The 18,755-nt window shown below is 71.3% G+C and carries 15 protein-coding genes; 9 read left to right on the forward strand and 6 right to left on the reverse strand.

What is annotated here, in order from left to right:
- The first annotated feature begins 567 nt into the window (after nucleotides 1-567).
- Genes QQ657_RS00005 through QQ657_RS00015 form a run of 3 tightly spaced genes read left to right on the forward strand, consistent with a single transcriptional unit; the run spans nucleotide 568 to nucleotide 8,018 of the window.
- Nucleotides 568-1,143 carry a hypothetical protein gene (locus tag QQ657_RS00005; protein WP_284739884.1) on the forward strand — a complete coding sequence of 192 codons (576 nt, stop codon included), beginning with the start codon at nucleotides 568-570 and terminating at the stop codon, nucleotides 1,141-1,143.
- A gap of 3 nt (nucleotides 1,144-1,146) precedes the next feature.
- A complete protein-coding gene (locus QQ657_RS00010; RefSeq protein ID WP_284739885.1) occupies nucleotides 1,147-3,156 on the forward strand; it encodes a flotillin family protein in 2,010 nt (669 codons plus the stop codon).
- Nucleotides 3,153-8,018 carry a DNA repair ATPase gene (locus tag QQ657_RS00015; RefSeq protein WP_284739886.1) on the forward strand — a complete coding sequence of 1,622 codons (4,866 nt, stop codon included), beginning with the start codon at nucleotides 3,153-3,155 and terminating at the stop codon, nucleotides 8,016-8,018. The genes QQ657_RS00010 and QQ657_RS00015 overlap by 4 nt, the downstream gene beginning before the upstream one ends.
- A gap of 83 nt (nucleotides 8,019-8,101) precedes the next feature.
- On the opposite strand, the gene QQ657_RS00020 is transcribed toward QQ657_RS00015, so the two are convergent.
- Together QQ657_RS00020 and QQ657_RS00025 are read right to left on the reverse strand one after the other, a co-directional pair.
- Entirely contained in the window at nucleotides 8,102-8,260 is a 159-nt protein-coding gene (locus QQ657_RS00020; protein WP_284739887.1) for a hypothetical protein, read from the reverse strand.
- A 5-nt stretch (nucleotides 8,261-8,265) separates the two neighbouring features.
- Nucleotides 8,266-9,261 (reverse strand): aldo/keto reductase, encoded by a 996-nt coding sequence (locus tag QQ657_RS00025; RefSeq protein WP_284739888.1) that lies wholly within the window; start codon nucleotides 9,259-9,261, stop codon nucleotides 8,266-8,268.
- A 215-nt stretch (nucleotides 9,262-9,476) separates the two neighbouring features.
- Between QQ657_RS00025 and QQ657_RS00030 the strand changes: the two genes are divergently transcribed.
- Genes QQ657_RS00030 through QQ657_RS00040 form a run of 3 tightly spaced genes read left to right on the forward strand, consistent with a single transcriptional unit; the run spans nucleotide 9,477 to nucleotide 11,665 of the window.
- Entirely contained in the window at nucleotides 9,477-9,926 is a 450-nt protein-coding gene (locus tag QQ657_RS00030; protein ID WP_284739889.1) for a MarR family winged helix-turn-helix transcriptional regulator, read from the forward strand.
- Nucleotides 9,923-11,338 carry an MFS transporter gene (locus QQ657_RS00035; RefSeq protein ID WP_284739890.1) on the forward strand — a complete coding sequence of 472 codons (1,416 nt, stop codon included), beginning with the start codon at nucleotides 9,923-9,925 and terminating at the stop codon, nucleotides 11,336-11,338. The genes QQ657_RS00030 and QQ657_RS00035 overlap by 4 nt, the downstream gene beginning before the upstream one ends.
- Nucleotides 11,339-11,371: 33 nt before the next feature.
- Entirely contained in the window at nucleotides 11,372-11,665 is a 294-nt protein-coding gene (locus QQ657_RS00040) for a DUF1330 domain-containing protein (protein ID WP_284739891.1), read from the forward strand.
- Nucleotides 11,666-11,788: 123 nt separating this feature from the next.
- Here the strand turns inward: QQ657_RS00040 and QQ657_RS00045 are convergent, their stop codons facing one another.
- From QQ657_RS00045 to QQ657_RS00055, 3 genes are all read right to left on the reverse strand, one after another.
- On the reverse strand, nucleotides 11,789-12,151 hold the full coding sequence (locus QQ657_RS00045) for a hypothetical protein (RefSeq protein ID WP_284739892.1): 363 nt from the start codon (nucleotides 12,149-12,151) through the stop codon (nucleotides 11,789-11,791).
- Nucleotides 12,148-12,489, reverse strand: coding sequence for a peptidase inhibitor family I36 protein (locus tag QQ657_RS00050; protein ID WP_284739893.1), 342 nt, complete (start codon nucleotides 12,487-12,489; stop codon nucleotides 12,148-12,150). Before QQ657_RS00050 ends, QQ657_RS00045 begins: the two co-directional genes overlap by 4 nt.
- A 200-nt stretch (nucleotides 12,490-12,689) precedes the next feature.
- A complete protein-coding gene (locus QQ657_RS00055; protein WP_284739894.1) occupies nucleotides 12,690-14,666 on the reverse strand; it encodes an alpha/beta hydrolase in 1,977 nt (658 codons plus the stop codon).
- A 107-nt stretch (nucleotides 14,667-14,773) separates the two neighbouring features.
- Here QQ657_RS00055 and QQ657_RS00060 point away from each other — a divergent pair, with 107 nt between their 5' ends.
- From QQ657_RS00060 to QQ657_RS00070, 3 genes are read left to right on the forward strand one after another with little or no spacing between them, the layout of a single operon-like run.
- Nucleotides 14,774-15,958 carry a sensor histidine kinase gene (locus QQ657_RS00060; protein WP_284739895.1) on the forward strand — a complete coding sequence of 395 codons (1,185 nt, stop codon included), beginning with the start codon at nucleotides 14,774-14,776 and terminating at the stop codon, nucleotides 15,956-15,958.
- A complete protein-coding gene (locus tag QQ657_RS00065; protein WP_284739896.1) occupies nucleotides 15,955-16,653 on the forward strand; it encodes a response regulator in 699 nt (232 codons plus the stop codon). The genes QQ657_RS00060 and QQ657_RS00065 overlap by 4 nt, the downstream gene beginning before the upstream one ends.
- Nucleotides 16,650-17,930: an FAD-dependent oxidoreductase gene (locus tag QQ657_RS00070; RefSeq protein ID WP_284739897.1), complete on the forward strand. Its 1,281-nt coding sequence runs from the start codon at nucleotides 16,650-16,652 to the stop codon at nucleotides 17,928-17,930. The genes QQ657_RS00065 and QQ657_RS00070 overlap by 4 nt, the downstream gene beginning before the upstream one ends.
- 7 nt (nucleotides 17,931-17,937) lie before the next feature.
- Here QQ657_RS00070 and QQ657_RS00075 read toward each other — a convergent pair whose 3' ends face one another.
- Nucleotides 17,938-18,717, reverse strand: coding sequence for an IclR family transcriptional regulator (locus QQ657_RS00075; RefSeq protein WP_284739898.1), 780 nt, complete (start codon nucleotides 18,715-18,717; stop codon nucleotides 17,938-17,940).
- Between the last annotated feature and the right edge of the window lie 38 nt (nucleotides 18,718-18,755).

The following is an 18,755-nucleotide window of genomic DNA, read 5'->3' on the forward strand; positions in this document are numbered from 1 at the left end:
AGCTGCGGCGGTCGCATTGTGTTCGTACCCAGACCTGGCGGCGGGTCGCACGAGATCCGCCGCCGGGGAACGCCGAAGCGGCGGCGTTCCGCCGGTCGTCGCCACCACCGGGTTCACTCCACGGCCGTGACGGCGGCCGGCTCCGTCGTTTCCGGGCCTTGAGACGTAGTCAGCCCGCCGCTGCCGATCGTGGATCGCGGAGAAGCTGCACAGGCCCGGGTCCGCGGCTTCGGCGACCTGCCCGACTTCGTGGTGGCGATCGGGCAGTGCGAGATAGTCGAAGGTCCCGACGGCCAGGTCGGTGCCGTCCGGCGGCTCACACTCGCGGCCGACGGCGACTGCTCGTGGACGGCTCCGGCACGGTCGGATGGGTGCCCAGCCGGAGCCGCGCCGGGTAAAAGTGAGCACGACCTGGCCGGCGGAAGGCTTGACAGCTCCGCGGAGGCAGACGCCGGTGTGACCGGTTCGTGTCCGAAATGTTCTTCCCCGCCCTCGCCTGCCGGTTATAGTCGCTGGCCAGGGCTCTGGAGTGCCGGGCCCTTCCTTGGGGGAAGGAAACGACGTCGGATGAGCGGGTTCGTCACCGCGGCTTTGGCTTTTCCTGCCGTGCTCTTCAGCTTCCTGCTGATCGTCGTCATCGGGTACTGGGTGCTGGCCCTCGTCGGGGTTCTCGACGTCGAGGACGGTGACATCGGGTTCTTCGGCGGGGTTCCGCTGCCGATCTCGCTGTCGCTGCTCGTCGCCTTCGGCTGGTTCCTCAGTCTCGTCGGGACCGTGCTCATCGACGGCGTGGACACGCCGCTGCGGGTCGGGCTCGGCTTTGGCGTGCTGGTCGCCGCGCTCGGGGGAGGGGCGCTCGGGACCCGGCTGGTCGTCGTGCCGTTGCGGCGCGTCTTCGCCGGGGCCGTGCCGAGCCGGCAGGACTTCGTCGGCCGGGTTGCCGTTGTGCGGACCTCGACCGTCACCGAGGACTTCGGGCAGGCCGAAGTGGCCGCCGCCGATGGGGCGTCGGCGATCATCTCCATCCGGCTCGCCGGGGAAGGCAACCTCGGGCTGGGCAGCCGCGTGGTCATCTACGACTACGACAGCGCGGGTGAGTTCTTCTGGGTCAGCCCGCTGGAACTCGAAGCAGAAAAGGACTGACGCATGGATGCCATCGGCCTGGGTGCCGGCGTGTTGATCGCCGTCGTGGTGCTGATCCTGCTGGTGCTGTTGTTCGTCGTGAGCCGGCTGTTCCGGAAGGTGCCGCAGGGCAAGGCGCTGATCATCTCCAAGGTGCGCAAGGTCGACGTCACCTTCACCGGCGCCGTCGTGCTGCCCGTGCTGCACAAGTCCGAGGTCATGGACATCTCGGTGAAGACGATCGACATCGAGCGCACCGGCCGGGAAGGCCTGATCTGCCGGGACAACATCCGTGCCGACATCCGGATTTCGTTCTTCGTGCGGGTCAACAAGACGGCCGAGGACGTGGTGAAGGTCGCGCAGGCCATCGGCACCGAACGCGCGAGCGACGAGACGACGTTGCAGGCGCTGTTCAGCGCGAAGTTCTCCGAGGCGTTGAAAACCGTCGGCAAGCAGCTCGACTTCGTCGACCTCTACACCAAGCGCAACGAGTTCCGCGACCAGATCATCCGCGTCATCGGCACCGACCTGAATGGGTACAGCCTCGAGGACGCGGCGATCGACTACCTCGAGCAGACGCCGATGACGTCGCTCGACGCGGCGAACATCCTGGACGCGCAGGGTATCCGCAAGATCACCGAGCTGACCGCGATCGAGCACGTGCGCACCAACGAATTCCGCCGCCACGAAGAGAAGGAAATCACGCGCCAGAACGTGGACGCCCGCGAGGCGATCCTCGAACTGGAGCGGCGCCAGGCCGACGCGGAGATCAAGCAGCGCCGCGAGGTCGAGACCATGCGGGCGCGTGAAGAGGCGGAAATCCTCAAGGTGCAGGCCGAGGAGCGGCTCAAGTCGCAGGCCGCGCAGCTGCGCACCGACGAGCAGCTCGGTATCCAGCAGCAGAACCAGCAGCGCGAAATCGAAGTCGCCGGCAAGAACCGGGAACGCGTCATCGCCATCGAGTCCGAGCGGATCGAAAAGGACCGCCTGCTCGAAGTGATCGGCCGCGAGCGCGAAACCGAGCTTTCCCGGATCTCGAAGGACAAGGAACTCGAAACGGAGAAGCGGTCGATCGCCGAGGTGATCCGCGAACGGATCGCCGTCGACAAGACCGTCGCGGAGCAGGAAGAGAACATCAAGAAGCTGCGCGTGGTCGAGGAGGCCCAGCGCACACGCGAGGCCATCGTCATCCGAGCCGAAGCCGAAGCGCAGGAGAACCTGGTCAAGGGCATCAAGGCCGCCGAGGCTTCGGAGCAGGCCGCCAAGCACAAGGCGCGCGAGGAGCTGACCCTCGCCGAGGCGCGCCAGCAGGCCGCCGAGCTGGAGACGCGGGCCAAGATCCGGCTGGCGGAAGGCATCCAGGCCGAGGAGGCCGCCGCCGGCCTCGCCGCGGCGCTGGTCAAGGAGCGCGACGCCGACGCGCTGGAGAAGGTCGGCCGCGCCGAAGCCATCGTCGAACGCGAGAAGGCGATCGTGGTCGCCGAGGCGCTGCGCGACAAGCTGAAGGGCGAGGCCGAGGGGCTCACCGACAAGGCCGCCGCGCTGGCCGCGCTCGACAGCGCGAGCCGCGAGCACGAGGAGTACCGGCTGCGGCTGGAAGCGGAGAAGGAGATCCGGCTGGCCGCGCTCGACGTGCAGCGTGACGTCGCCGAGGCGCAGGCGACCGTGCTGAGCGTCGGGCTGGAGAAGGCCGACATCGACATCGTCGGCGGCGAGACCATGTTCTTCGACCGGATCGTCGGCTCGATCGGCCTCGGCAAGAGCGTCGACGGCTTCGTGCAGCACTCCGACGTCGTCCAGTCGCTCGCTCGGCCCTACCTCGACGGGTCGGCCAGCCTCACCGACGACCTCGCCAAGCTGATCGGCTCGGTCAGCACCGAGGACGTGAAGAACCTGACGCTGTCGGCCTTCCTGGCGCAGCAGCTGAAGGCGGGCGGCCCGGACACGGACAAGCTCCGTGAGCTGATGACCACGGCGCAGCGGCTCGGCCTCGCCGAGACGTCGGTCGCCACCGTCGTCGCCGCGAAGCAGTGACGGCGGCCGAGACGGAGCTGGACGCGGGCACGTATGACGTGCTCCGCGTCCGGCTGGCCGCCCAGGCGGCCGAGCTGGCGAAACGCGCGGACGAGCTCAACGCGCGCCGGCTGGCGGTCTTCGGCAGCGCGCAGCTCGCGCTGATCGGCACCGAACGCATCCGCACCGCGAACAACTGCGTGCCCCGGGACATCGTCGCGGTCGGCGGGCGGATGTTGTTCGGCTACAACGTCTTCATCGGGCTCAAGCCCGAGACGGCGGTCGACGACGTCTTCTCGCTGCAGCGCTTCAGCCACGACGAAAACGCGTTCCGGTTCGACGACGTGAGCGCGCAGGACCTGCCCGAGCTGCTGCGGGACGAGCAGTTCGGGCGGGACTTCGGCGAGCTGTACCGGTACTACCGCCAGGCGAAGCTGCTGCAGCTGCGCCGGCTGGACGGGAAGCTGCTCGCGGTGTTCCAGATCGGCCCGCGCACCGAGGACATCCGGGTGCTGCGGTGGGGTATCGCGCCCGACGGCGCGGTGTCCTACCTGGACAACCGCGGCGAGCGCGACCACGTCTTCCCGCCGTCGCACGATTTCGAGTGGGTCGAAACCACGCGCGAGAACCACGTCCTCGGCCGGCATCCGCACATCTCGATCGAGGACGAGGTGTTCGTCGAGACCGTCGGCGGCAACCTGACGGTCAAGGTCGAAAACAACACCGAGACCGGCGCCGGCGTCTACGCCGAGCCGGTCGACGAGCCGTTGCAGAGCCTCGCCGACGCCGAGGTCTCCTACGCCCGGATCGGCCCGCTGGTCCTGCTGCGCATGCTGCCGTACAAGGAAACCACCTACCGCTACCTGGTCTTCAACACGCGCACCCAGGACGTCGTGCGGCTCGACGGCATCGGGCAGGCGTGCCAGCGGCTCCCCGAGGACCACGGCATCATCTTCCCCGGCGGCTACTACCTCGACACCGGCGTGAGCAAGACGTTCGACACCACAGTCGACGGTCTCGAGTTCGAGCGCGTGATCCGCTCGCCCAACGGCGAGGACGTGCTGTACGTCTTCCACGCGCGGGCCGAGGGACGCACGCTCCTCCTGCCCTACAACGTGATCCGCAAGGAGGTCGCCAACCCGATCCCGTGCCACGGGTACTCGCTGTTCGACGACGGCACGATGATCCTGTTCCGCGCGCTGTCCGACGAGCCGAGCCGGGTGCACCCGATGCAGGTGTGGCGCACGCCGTTCCAGTCGGACACCTACGCCGCGTCGCAGCCGGCCGGGACCGGGCCGCTGGAGCGGGTCGGGAACGCCGATCTCGTCCGCGGGATCTCGGACTGCCTCTCGATCACGACGATGATCGCGGACATGGCGCCGTCGGCGGCGGTGTTCGAGGCGCTGATCGCCGCGTGCGCGCGGGTCTTCGACCACTACCACTGGCTCGGCGAGTCCGAGCTCGGTGATCTGCGCTCGCCGCTGTCCGACGTCCGGGTCACCGCCGAGCAGGTGCTGGACGAGTTCGAGACGGTCACTTCGCTCACCGCGCAGGCGGCCGAGGCCGTCGACACGGTGGCGGCCGACACCGCGTCGCTCGTGCGGCGGGTCCGCGGCGAGGCCCTGAACACGGCGGACGCGTGGGTGCGCCGCCTCGCCGAAATGCACCGGGCGCGGGGGCGCCTCGTCACGGTGCGGGAGCTGCGCTACGCCGACACCGCGCGCGTCGGCACGCTGATCGGCGAGCTCGACACGGAGTTTTCCGAGGCCGCGCACCGCGCCGTGCGGTTCCTGCAGGGCGAGGAGGCGTTCACCGGCTACCACGCCGAGGTGGACGCGTTGGTCGCCGGGGCGGCCGCGATCACGACGGTCGCCGAGGCCGGCCCGGTCGCCGAGCGGCTCGACGAGCAGTCCGCTGGCCTGGAGGTGCTCACCGACATCGTCGGCGGGCTCGACATCGCCGACGCCGTCGTCCGCACGAAGATCCTCGAGCGCGTCGGCGAGGTGATCGGCGCCGTCAACCGCGCCAGGGCCACCTTGGACGCGCGGCGCCGGGAACTCCTGGAGACCGAGGGCCGGGCGGAGTTCGCCGCCGAGTTCGCGCTGCTCGCGCAGGCCATCACGGGCGGGCTCGCGGTCGCGGACACCCCGGAACGCTGCGACGAGCAGCTGGGCAGGCTGTTGCTGCAGCTGGAGAACCTCGAATCCCGGTTCGGGGAGTTCGACGACTTCCTGACCTCGCTCGGGGAGAAGCGCACCGACGTCTACGAGGCGTTCTCGTCGCGCAAGCAGGCGCTGCTCGACGAGCGGGCGCGGCGGGCGGACCGGCTCGTCGATTCGGCGGGCCGGATCCTCGGCAGCGTGACCCGCCGGGTGGGTTCGCTCGGCTCGGTCGACGAGATCAACACCTACTTCGCGGCCGATCCGATGGTCTCGAAGCTGCGCAGCGTCGTCGAGGACCTGCGGGCGCTCGGCGACCAGGTCCGCGCCGAAGAGCTCGAAGGCCGGGTGAAGGCCGCCCGCCAGGAGGCCGGCCGGAGCCTGCGCGACCGGCTGGACCTCTACGGCGAGGGCGGCGAGACGATCCGCCTCGGCCGCAGCACCTTCGCCGTCAACACGCAGGACATCGACCTGACGCTGGTGCCGCACGAGAGCTCGATGAAGTTCGCGATCACCGGCACCGACTACCGGGCGCCGGTGCGCGACGAGGCGTTCGAGGCGACGCGGCCGTACTGGGACCAGCTGCTGGTCTCGGAGTCGCCGGAGGTCTACCGGGCCGAGTACCTCGCGACGTCGATCCTCGCCGAACGGCCGGAGTTGCGTGACGCCGATCTGCTCGACGTCGTGCGCAGTGTGGCCGGGGAGCGCTACGACGAGGGCTACGCGCGCGGGGTGCACGACCACGACGCGGCCGCGATCCTGGCGGCCCTGCTGCGCCTGCGGTCGGCTGCCGGCCTGCTGCGCTACCCGCCCGCGGCGCGGGCGGCGGCGCAGCTGTTCTGGGCCTTCGGCGCCGACGAACGGGCCAAGGCCGCGTGGACGACGCGAGCCGCGTCACTCGCGCGGGTGCGGGAGGCGTTCGGCCACACCACGGCGATCGACGCGCTGGCGCGGGAACTCACGGACGCGATGACGGCGTTCCTCGACGGTGCGGGTCTGGCGATCGAGACCGAGTTCGCCGGGGAGTACCTGGTCGAAGAACTCGCCGTCGCGCCGCCCGGGTTCGTCACCAGTGGTGGTGCGCGGACGGTCCTGGACAAGTTCCGGCTCGACCGGCGGAGCTTCGCCGAGGACCTGCGTTCCCTCGACGCCCTGGCGGACCGGTACCAGCTGGCCGACGCCTGGCTGCGATCCTTTGCAGACGCCGCCGGGCTGCCGGCCGACGAGCTGCCGGAGGCCGTCGCGATCGAGCTGTGCGACCTCCCGCGGTACGACTCGTCGGCGACGCTGACGACCACTGTGGACGGTCTGCTCGGCTCGCACCCGCGGATCACCGGACGGTCGGTGACGCTGCGGCTCGACGAGGTGCTGGCCAGGACGCACCGGTTCCGGCGTGATCGCGTGCCGGGGTTCCGCGCCTACCAGCGGCTGCGCAACGAGCTCGTCGCGGCCGAACGCGACCGGCTCCGGCTGGACGAGTACAAGCCGAAGGTGATGAGCGCCTTCGTGCGCAACCGGCTGCTGGACGAGGTCTACCTCCCGCTGATCGGCGACAACCTGGCCAAGCAGCTCGGCGCGACCGGGGACGCCAGGCGCACCGACCAGTCCGGCCTGCTCCTGCTGATTTCGCCGCCGGGGTACGGCAAGACGACGCTCATGGAGTACGTGGCCAGCCGGCTCGGGCTGGTGTTCGTGAAGGTCAACGGGCCGGCACTCGGCCACGACGTCACCTCCGTCGACCCGGCCGACGCGCCCAACGCGACCGCGCGGCAGGAGGTCGAGAAGATCTCGTTCGCGCTGGAGCAGGGCAACAACGTGCTGCTGTACCTCGACGACATCCAGCACACGTCGCCGGAGCTGCTGCAGAAGTTCATCTCCCTGTGCGACGCGCAGCGACGGATGGAAGGCGTGTGGGAGGGCCGCACGCGGACCTACGACCTGCGCGGCAAGCGGTTCGCGGTGTGCATGGCCGGGAACCCGTACACCGAGCAGGGCAAGCGGTTCCGCATCCCCGACATGCTCGCCAACCGCGCGGACGTGTGGAACCTCGGCGACGTGCTGTCCGGGAAGGAAGACCTCTTCGCGCTGAGCTACGTCGAGAACTCGCTGACGTCGAACTCCGTGCTGGCGCCTTTGGTTTCCCGCGAAAAGTCCGATGTGGACATTCTGGTCCGGATGGCGCGCGGTGACGGTTCCGTGCGCGCCGACCAGCTTTCGCAGGCGTATTCGGCGACGGAGCTGGAACAGATCCTCGCGGTGCTGCGGAAACTCCTGCGGGTGCAGCGGACCGTGCTGGCGAACAACCGGGCCTACATCGCCTCGGCGGCGCAGGCGGACGCGTCCCGCACCGAGCCGCCGTTCCAGCTGCAGGGTTCGTACCGGAACATGAACAAGCTGGCCGAGCGGATCGTGCCCGCGATGAACGACGCGGAACTCGAGGCCCTGATCGACGACCACTACGCGGGCGAGGCGCAGACGCTGACTTCGGGCGCCGAAGCCAACCTGCTCAAGCTGGCCGAGCTGCGGGGACGCCTGTCCGAGGAACAGGCCCGGCGGTGGGCCGACGTCAAGGCCGCGTACCTGCGGGCACAGGCACTGGGCGGCGACGACGAGGATCCGATGAGCCGCGCGGTCGGCGCGGTGGGCCTGCTGGCCGACCGGGTGGGCGCGGTCGAAACCGCCATCGGCCGTGCGGCGCAACGGCTTGTGCGTGAAGAAGCTTGATTGCTTCGACGCCGGTCGGCGCGGGCGGTGGGGATGGGATCCACACGAACACATGGCGCATTCCCCGGGCTTACCGTCGTGACCTATCTTTCCGCTCTCGAGTCCGGTGCGGCGATGGACCTCGCCGTGGCCGTCGTCGCCGCGGCCTGGTCGGCGACCATGTGCGGCACAACGCCTGCTTCGCGGCGTTCCCGCGCGGCGTGCCGGACACCGTCGAGCTCCGGGTCGCGTGCGTGCGCCACGCCGGCTAACCCCGAGCGACCTCAGCGGTGTGCGCGGGGGTGTAGCGCTCGCCCCTCACCTGGTCGCTCAGCGGGTCCAGCACGGCCAGCGCCTCGGCGTCCAGGGTGAGCTCCAGCGCGGCCGCGTTCTGCTCCAGCCGGGCCGGGCTGCGGGTGCCCGGAATGGCCGCCACCGCCACCCCGAGCCGCTCGGCCTGGGCGTACACCCAGGCCAGCGCCACCTGGGCCGGGGTGGCACCCAGCCGGTCGGCCACCTCGCGCACGGTCCGCGCGATCTTCTCGTTGGCCTCGCCTGCCTCGCCGGCGAAGCGGGGGTTGGTGCGCCGGAAGTCCTTCTCGCCCAGCGTGGAGCGGTCCAGGGTGCCGGTCAGGAACCCCCGCCCCAGCGGCGAGTACGGCACCAGCCCGACCCCCAGCTCGGCCAGCACCGGGGTGAGGGCCTCGACGTCGCGGGTCCACAGCGAGTACTCGCTCTGCACCGCGGTGATCGGGTGCACCGCGTGCGCCCGGCGCAGCAGTGTGCCATCGACCTCGGACAGGCCCAGATGGCGGACCTTGCCCGCCTCGACCAGCTCGGCCATCGCCCCGACGGTCTCCTCGATCTCCACGTCCTGCGGTGGGCGGTGGGCGTAGTACAGGTCGATCACCTCGACGCCCAGCCGCAGCAGCGAGGCGTCGCAGGCGCGCAGCACGTAGTCCCGGGCACCGCGGATGCGGCGTGCCCGGTCACCGGCGCTGCGGTCGATGCCGAACTTGGTGGCCAGCTGCACCTGGTCGGGGAGACTGGAGCGGACGGCCCGGCCCACCAGCACCTCGTTGTGCCCGGTGCCGTAGGCGTCGGCGGTGTCCAGGAACGTGACGCCCAGCTCCAGGGCCCGGTCGATGGTGGCCAGGCCGCCGTCCCAGTCGGCGGCGCCGTAGCTTTCGCTCATCCCCATGCACCCCAGGCCCATCGCACTGACGGTGAGACCGGGCGAGCCGAGCGTGGTTCGGGTGATCATGCGCGGATACTCCTCCTGCCCGGCGGACCGGGCGGTACCTCGAGGGCTGACGAACGCCTCCGACGCTAGGACTTGGAGCGCGCTCCAGATCAAGCCGGAGAACCTGCCCCGCCCACGGGCCAGGGCGCCGCGGGAACCGGCAGGGGCGTCGGGTACATCCGGTACACGATCGGGAGATGCATAAAGGATTCATATAAATCTGCTATGCTTCAGGCGTGAGTCGCCGACACGCCACTTCCGATGCCATCGGGTCAGCCCTCTACGGTCTGGCCACCAGGGCCGTGCGGCGCCTTCCCCGCGACATGAGCCTGACGTCCGCCGCCACCTTGGCCACCCTGGACAAGACCGGCCCGCGACGGATCACCGATCTGGCGGTGGCCGAGGGCGTCACCCAGCCCGCGATGACCGTCCTGGTCCGGGTGATGGAGGAAGCCGGGCTGGTCGAGCGGACGGGCGATCCGTCCGACAAGCGGGTCACGCTGGTGTGCCTGACCGAGGCCGGCGCGTCCTACGTCCGGACGCGACGCCAGGCGGGCGTCGACGCGTACGCGCGGTTGATCGGCGAACTCACCGGTGACGAGGTCGAGGCCTTGGCAGCGGCCCTTCCGGCGCTGCGGCATCTGGCGGAGCTCGAAAGCCACGCCCGCGAGGAGTCGGACCGGTGACCGCGTCCCCGGCTCATGACCAGCTGACACCTTTCGGAGCACGTCTGCTGGTCCCCGCCCTGATGTTCATCGCCCTCGTCGTGGCGGCGGTCGCCAGCCTCGGGACGCCGCTCATCACCAGCGTGGCGACCACGTTCCACGTCTCCCTCGACAGCGCGCAGTGGACGCTGACCATCGCGCTGCTCAGCGGCGCCGTCGCCACCCCCGTCCTCGGCCGGCTCGGAGCCGGTCCGCGCCGGCGGGCCACGATCCTCGCCACGCTGGCGATCGTCGTCGCCGGCAGCGCGCTCACCGTGCTGCCGCTGCCGTTCGCCTGGCTGCTCGTGGGCCGAGCGGCCCAAGGCGCCGGACTCGGTCTCACGGCGCTGATGATGGGCGTGGCGCGCGACCACCTTCCCGAGGAGCGCGGCGCGGCCACGATCGCCCTGATCTCGGTGGTCTCCATCATCGGAGCCGGCGTCGGCTACCCGCTGGCCGCGCTGCTCGCCGAGTTCGGCGGACTGCGGGCCGCCTACGGCCTTGGCCTGCTCGTCACCGCGATCGCTTTCGTGACCGCGTGGCGCTCCATGCCCGCGGCTCCCGAAGGTCGCTCCGCTCACGTGAACGTGCCAGGTGCGCTCGTCCTGGCGGGTGGTCTGCTCCTCGTCCTGTTCCTGGCCGGCGAGCGGAGCCTGTGGAGCCGGCACCTCGCCGTGGCGGTGACCCTTGCCGTCGCCGCCGTACTCCTGCTCTGCGTCTGGGCCGTTTCCGAACTGCGAACCCGGACGCCCCTGGTCGACGTCCGGGCGGTCCGGCACCCGGCGGTCGCCGGGGCGAACCTCGCCATGTTCGTCGGCGGGATCGGCATGTACCTCCTGCTCACGCTCATCACCCGCTACGCGCAGACGCCGCACAGCGCCGGCTACGGCTTCGGGCTGACCACCTTCGTGGCGGGGCTGGTCCTCATCCCGTTCTCCGTGCTGGGGTTCGTCGCCGGCAAGCTCACGCCGCGGGTCCGGACGCGGATCGACGGCCCCCTGCTCCTGGCCGGCAGCGCCGCCATCGTCGGCGGCGGGTTCGTCCTGTTCGCCACCGCCCGCTCCACCCTGGCCGAACTGCTCGCGGCCATGGGCGTGCTGGGCTTCGGCGTCGGCAGCTTCTCGGCCGCCATGCCCGGCGTCATCCTGGCCGTCACCCCCCGGAGCGAGACGTCGAGCGCCATGAGCTTCAACTACGTCGTCCGCAGCGTCGGGTACTCCCTGGGCAGCGCCATCGGCGGCCTGATCCTCGCCGCGGGCACCGGCCCCGGCCACCTCTTCCCCGACGACGGCGCCTACACCACCGCGGCGCTGGTCGGCATCGGCGCCATGGTGATCACTACGCTGACAAGCCTCGCCCTCGCCCGCCGGCGCTCGTCCGAGACCAACACGTAAGTCGGATTCACTCATCCCCACACCGGAGGTTCCATGCCCAAGGGCTACTGGGTCAGCGTCTACCGCACCATCGCGGACCCCGAGAAGCTGGCTGCCTACAACAAGCTGGCTGCTCCGGCCGTCAAGGCCGGGGGCGGGCGGGTGCTCGCCCGCGATGGCCGCGTCGTCGCCCACGACGCCGGAATCGCCGAGCGCACCATCCTGATCGAGTTCGACAGCTTCGACCAGGCGGTCGCCGCACGGGCGAGTGCGGCCTACCAGGAGGCGCTGGCCGCACTCGCCGACGGCGTCGAGCGCGACTTCCGCATCATCGAAGGCCTCGACTGACGATCGAGGCCGCACCGGCAGCACCATCGCGAACAGCGTCGGGCCAGTGGCATCGGTGCCGGTCGGCGAACACCTGTTCGCCGACCGGCATCCACCCCGGCCGCTGATCACCTCGGCGATGCGCTAGTCGTCCGCGGCGTTGCAGGCGACCGCGGCGTGGTCGGGTTTGACGTCGATCGCGAGCAACGAGACGTAGCAGGCCAGAATCCCCGCGCCGCCGGTCTGCCCGGCGTTGCAGGCGGCCCGCACCTTCGGTCCCACCGTGTAATGCTGCTGACGCAGCGATTCCTGGCATTTCGCCGAGCTGGCCTGAGCGGGCCCGGCGGCTGTCACGGTGAACGCGGCTGCCGCGGCCACCGCGACCGCCAGTGTCGTCAGACCGCGCGCGATCGCCCTACCCGATTTCGTCTTCACCATTTTTCCCCCGCATTTGTTGGGTTTCGGGCCGTCGGCCGACGACTTCGCCGGGCCGGCCACCCGGGTCATCCGCCGATGGACCAGTGCGCGGCGCCGAGGTTCGGGATCGCCGTGTTGACATTGACGACCCGTGGGTCTCCGCCGCAGTCGAAAACCGCATAGACCTTCTGGACGTGGCCTGTCCTGTTGTAGACCGAGAGTGCTCCGCGTACACCGACCAAAGTCGCGATCGGAGCGTTGGTGCACCGGCCGGGCGAGGTCGCGGTGTACGAGGCCCACCCGGGCAAACTGCCGCCGTTCGTGGCGGCGTAAACGCAGATGCGGTTGAGCGGGCAGTCGCTGAAGCTGTCCGGTCCGAACGTTCCGGGGCCGGTCGCCGCCGCGGCGGAGCCGATCGCCGCCGTCACCGAGCCCAAGAGGGTCAGGGCGGCGACTCCGGCCAGGCGTGCCCGGCCCCGCATCTTTGAAGTTCTGGTCATCCGATCGTCCTCCCGCTGTCGGCAACCTGTGCCTGAGGACGATCCGCCTGCTGTTGGACGAAACTTCCGCAGATTCATAAAATGCGCAGGTCCGCGTGCCGGGGTGGAGTGGCGAAGGCCTTGCCACGCTAGGCGGGCGTCACGACGTGCGAGGCGCGCCGCCGCCAAGGGAGGTCGAGGCACAGCAGCGCGAGGTTCGCCGCCGCGGCCGCTCCCGCGATCGCTGCGGCCGGTGCGGCGAAGCCGGGCAGGGCACTGCAGCCGAGGAACGCACCTGCGAGCGCTCCGCCGACAGCGGCGATCAGCGCCCGGCGCCGGCTCGGCGAATTCCGGCGCGTCCACGCCAGATACGCGCCGACGCCGACGAGCAGGCCCGTTCCCGGCACTACCACCGTCGCGCTGAACACGAAGTCGTCCGGGTTGATCGTCCAGACCGCGAGCACTCCGAGGAACCACCCGCCGAGGCCGAGGGGAACGGCGGTCAGGACTCGGAGCCACGCACTCCGCCGCGGGCTGAGGCCGCCGCGGCGGTGGGATGCGCGGGCGAGCAAGGCGAGCACGGCCAACCCGGCCACCGCTCCGGCGACGGGGATGCCGATGAGCAGCCGGGCGAGCGTGGACATGCTCAGCGGGACGTCGGCGAACGCGACCGGCCGGCGGTCGAACCGCGAACTGTCGACCTTGCCGGTGTCGAAGAACGTGGTCAGCAGGTGCTTGCTCGCTTCGGCGCGTTCCCAGAAGTCGGCCGTGTGACCCAGCCCGGGCAGGATCACCTGCTGTCCGTGGCGCAAGGTGGGCAGCACCTCCCGGGTCGCGTTCTGGGCGGGTGTCGAGAAGTCGACTTCGCCGCCGACGAGCAGGGTTTCGACGTCCGTGGGCCGCATGGTGCGGTACTCGGCGTTGTCCGGGCTGTCCGGCCAGACCGTGGCCACGCCGGACGGCCCGGCCCACAGGAAGTCGGTCGAGGCGTTGCCCAGGATCGACCCCGGATCGCCGCCCTCGGCGTAGTAGCGCTCCGCCGCCGGGGCGTCGATCATGGAGAACGACGCGAACTCGCCCCAGACGATCGACTCCGGCAGGGTGACGTCGGCGAGCACGGACATCGCCCACAGCGCGCCGGGATCCTCGCTCAGGTAGGCGTCGATGACCGTCGGCGCGTTGTTCGGGGCCGACGTACTGCCGTTGTGGTGCATGGCGTACTGGCTCAGCACCCGGACGTTGGTGTCCTTGATCGTCAGCGGACCCCAGCCGCTCGGGAGGTGGGCGGCGGTGTCCCGGATCGAGGCGGCCAGGTCCGGGGTGCGGGCGGCGCAGGCGGCGTCGGCGCGGCACAGGTGCGCGTACTGGCCGAACTGGGAATCGGTGACCCGCGGGTTCCAGAACAGGTGCCCGGGTGGGTTCACCGAGACCATGGTGGACCGGAGCAGGGATCCGGGATGGCGCCAGGAGTAGACCATCGCCGTGCGCGTCCCGGCGCTGGAACTGAGCAGGTCGATCCGCCCGTAACCGAGCGCGGTGCGAGCGGCTTCCAGGTCGTCGACCCGCTGGGCGACGGAGTACCCGGTGAGGTCGACGCCGTCGTGGGTCAGCCGGCGGGCGCACAGTTCGAACGCCTTGGTGGTGGCGGGCAGGGCTTTCGCGCCGGTGAGCTCGTCGGGAGCGTGCATCGCGCCGGCGACCTCGGGACAGTCCAGCCGCCGCGAACCGTCGACGCCCCGGTAGCCGACGAGGACGACGTCGTGGTGCTCGGTGAGCCGGCTCGCTTCGGGGAAGGTCATGTTCGTGGCGCCCGGTCCGCCGCCGAGCCGGAAGATCGGCTCCCGGGGATCGGCCGCGGCGGCGCGGATCCTGGTCACCGGGAGCGCGATCAGCTCGGCTGCCGGGTCTCGCCGGTTCTCCGGCACCACGAGCGTTCCGCAGTCCGCGGTGACGCTCCCCGCCTCGGTGTCGAAGTCGCAGGGCCGGGTGGTCAGCGAGCCCGCGGTGGCTCCACTGGGGACGGTCAGGCCTTGAACCGGCCACCCGGCTGACGCGAGTAGGGTGAAGAGAATCCCGCCGGTGACCGCGAAAGCGACTACGCGGGGCCGGAGCTTGAACGATGCCATGCCGGTACCGTAGGAATTCGGGCGCTTCCGATCTTCCCTCGGCGGAGTCGCGCGGCCTCCCTCGCACGAGGGAAGCCGCGGCTGGGGGGACCTGCCATTGTCACCGCATGACGAAAGGCCCGCCGCCGACCATGCTCGCCCGGGCCCGGACCAGCCTGCAGCGCCAGTCCCTGCTGGTCGCGGTCGTCTGCGTGGGCGCCGACGTGCTGTCGTTCGTGACCCAGGACCTGCCGGCCGGGAGCTTCGCCTGGACCGTGGCCCTGCTCGCCATCGTCGCCGCCGACGCCGCGCTCGCCACCTCGACGAAGTGGTCGGGCGTCACCGCGGTCGCCGCGGTGGCCGTGAACGTGGGTGCGGCCGTGCTGCTCGGCGGGCCGGCCGACCTCCGGCTCAACGAGGCGGGTGTGCTGGTCGCGTCGTACCGGGCGGGCGCGTGGCTGCGCGGCACGCAGGCCGTCGCCACGCTGGGCGCGGTGATCGGCGGTCTCGTGTTCGCGCACCTCGCCCGCGGGTACACGCTCGACTGGCACGTCGCGGTGGCCGCCGCGAAGATCGGTCTGGTCTCGTGGCTCGTCGGCCGCTACACGACCGCACGCCGTGCCTACCTGGAGGAGATGCGGCGGCAGGCCGAGCAGGAGAAGCGCGAAGCGCAGGCCGAGGTCGACCGGGCCGTCACCGAGGACCGCGCGGCGATCGCCCGGGACCTGCACGACGTCGTCACCCACCACGTCAGCGCGATCAGCGTGCACGCCGGGGCGGCGCGGCTGCGGCTCACCCGGACCGGCGGCGATCAGTCCGCTCTCGCGTCGGTGTGCTCGGTCGAGAACTCCAGCCGGTCGGCCTTGCACGATCTGCGCCACATGCTCGACCTGCTGCTCGGGCAGCGGCCGAAAGCGCGGCGGGACCCCGGTCTGGACGACGTGGGGGAGCTGCTGGAAAGCCTGCGGTCGACGGGCATCGCGGTCCGGCTGGAAACCACCGGGACACCGCCCGCGCTGCCCGGCCCCCTCGACGCCGCGCTGTTCCGGATCGTCCAGGAGATGCTGACCAACGCGCTGCGGCACGGCAGCGGCGGCCCCATCGACGTGGCGATCCGCCACTCGGCCGGCCGGCTCGAGGTGGAGACCGTCAACCCGTTCCCGGCGACCGGCGAGGCGACGGCCGAGGGACGCGGGCTGACCGGCATCCGCGCCCGGGCGCAAGCGTTCGCGGGCCGGCCGGCCAGCGGTCCGCGCCCGGACGGCCGCACCTGGCGGACCGCCGTTTCCTTCGACCTCGGAGACCCGGCATGACCGAGCCGTCGCCCATCACCGTCCTGGTCGCCGACGACCACGCGGTCTTCCGCTCGGGCTTGCGCGCCATCCTCGACATGGAGGACGACATCGAAGTCGTCGCGGAAGCCGGGGACGGGGAACAGGCCGTCGAAGCCGTGCTCCGGCTGCGTCCCGACGTCGCCGTCCTCGACATCCGCATGCCGCGCCGGGACGGCCTGGGCGCGGCGTCGGCGATCCTCGCCGTGCCCGGCAACCGCACCCGGGTCGTCGTCCTGACCACCCACGACACCGACGAGTACGTGCACCGCGCCATGCGGGCCGGCGCGCGCGGCTTCCTGCTCAAGTCGATGCCGCCCGAGGAGATGATCGCCGCCGTGCGGGTCGCGGCCCGCGACGACGTCCTGATCGACCCGTCCATCTTCAAGCGGCACGTCGCCCGCTTCACCGACACGCTGAGCCGGCCGCCCGGCGCGGACGACATCGACCGGCTGACCGCGCGCGAACGCGATGTGCTGCAACTGCTTTCGCGCGCCCACACCAACGCGGAGATCGCCCGGCAGCTCCACGTCGGCGAGGAGACGGTGAAGACCCACGTGTCCGGCATCCTGCGCAAACTCGGCCTGCGCGACCGCACCCACGCCGTCGCCTACGCCCACATCACCGGGTTCGCCGACAAGGGAACCTGGCTGAGACAAGGGAAAGACGTCAGATGAGCGATTTCGACCGGACGACGTGCTGCGTCGTCGGCGGGGGCCCGGCCGGGATGATGCTCGGCCTGCTGCTCGCCCGGGCCGGCGTGGCCGTGACCGTGCTGGAGAAGCACGGCGACTTCCTGGACGACTTCCGCGGGGACACCGTCCACCCCGCCACCCTCGACCTGCTCGACGACCTCGGGCTGGGCGAGCGGTTCGCCGAGCTGCCCCAGTCACGGGTCACCGAGGTGGTGCTGCCCGACGACCGCGGTGGCACCCGGCGGATCGGCGACTTCGGGGCGTTGCGGCACTGGGGCGTGCGGCACCCGTACCTGACCATCGTCCCGCAGTGGGACCTGCTGAACCTGCTCGCCGACGCGGCCCGCGAGGAGCCGGCGTTCCGGCTGCGCCAAGGCGTGACCGTGACCTCGTTGCTGACCGAAGACGGCCGGGTGGCCGGCGTCCGGCACCGCACGGTGAACGCCGCGGGCGAGTCCGTCGAGGGCGAGATCCGGGCCGACCTGACCGTGGCGTGCGACGGGCGTGACTCGATCCTGCGCGCGGAGTCCGGTCTCGCGGTGGCGGAGTCCGACGTCCCGTTCGACACCTGGTGGTTCCGGCTCTCCCGCCGCGACGGCGAGCAGATCGGCGAGCTGACCCGCCGCCCCGGCCGGGGCCGGTTCGCCATCGTCATCCCGCGGGAGGGCTACTTCCAGATCGGGTACGTCGCGAGTAAGGGCACTGACGCGCAGCTGCGCGCCCGCGGGGTCGAGGCGTTCCGGGCCGACGTCGCGGAGCTGCTGCCGGAGTACGCGGACCGGGTCGGCGAACTGACCACGATGGACGACGTCAAGCACCTCGACGTGCGGCTCAACCGGTTGCGCCGGTGGCACGTCGCGGGGTTGCTGTGCCTCGGCGACGCCGCGCACGCGATGTCCCCGGTCGGCGGGATGGGGATCAACCTGGCCGTGCAGGACGCGGTGGCCGCGGCCCGCGTGCTGGCCGGGCCGTTGCGCCGTGGTGCGGTCAGCGGCGCGGACCTGGACCGGGTCCGCCGCCGTCGCTTCCTGCCGACCGTGCTGGTCCAGGCTCTGCAGCGGGTCATGCACGCCGATCTCGCCGGTCCCCTGCAGTCGGGGAAGACCGCCGGACTGGTGGGTCCGGCCCTGCGGGCCTCGCGGTGGCTGCCCTTCAGCCGCCTGGCGGCGGTGTACCTGGTGGGGGTGGGGTTCCGGCCGGAGCGGGCGCCCGCGTTCGCCCGCCGCCGGCCCGCCGGCCGCCGGTGCCTGGCGCGCTGAAGGGGCGCTACACCCGGTCGGTGAGGACGGCGTCGCGCAGGCCGGTGCCGCCCAGCTCCGCGGTGATCGAGGAAACGGTGTCCAGCAGGGCCGACTCCATCGAGTCCGCCTTCTCCGGCAGTGACGACGTGGTGCCCACCAAGGCCACCGTGGCCGCGACGTCGTGCTCGTCGAACACGGCCGCCGCCAGCACCACGCCGTCGATCGGGGGCACCGGGATCCGGCAGAGCCCGCGGGCCCGGCAGGCCGGGAGCCGGCTTTCCAGCTGGGTCCGCTGCTCGGGCGGCAGCCGGTCCAGGTACCGCTCGCCGCGGCTCGCGTCCTGCGACAGCGCCAGGTACAGCCGCGTCTGCGCCGAGTCCCAGCCGAGCATCGACCCGATCCGGACCGTGATCAGGATCGGGTGGGTGCCGGCTTCGGAGACCAGCGACACCACCGGCCCGGACGCGCCCCACAGCGACAGCACCACGGTCAGCCCGGTTTCGACCGACAGCTCACCCATGTGCCGCGGGGCGACGTCCAGCACCCGCCGCTGCCCCTGGGCGACCGCGCCGACCTGCAGCAGCAGCCGCCCCGGGGTGTACGTCGTCGCGTCGTCGGGCGAGCGTTCCAGGATCTCGTCCAGCACGAGCGAGCTGAAGTACCGGTGCGTGGTGGTCCGGTTCAGGCCGAGCGTGGCGGCGGCCTCGGCGACGGTGACCCGCGGGCTGGTCAGCGTGAACAACTTCAGGATCTCCGCGACCCGGTGGACTGCCTGGATGTCACCGGTGCCGCCGCCGTTCGCCACAGGTCCGCTCCTCGATTCGCTCCGCCCGTGCCGGACTA

The organism is Amycolatopsis ponsaeliensis, assembly GCF_030182635.1.
GTDB lineage: Bacteria > Actinomycetota > Actinomycetes > Mycobacteriales > Pseudonocardiaceae > Amycolatopsis > Amycolatopsis ponsaeliensis.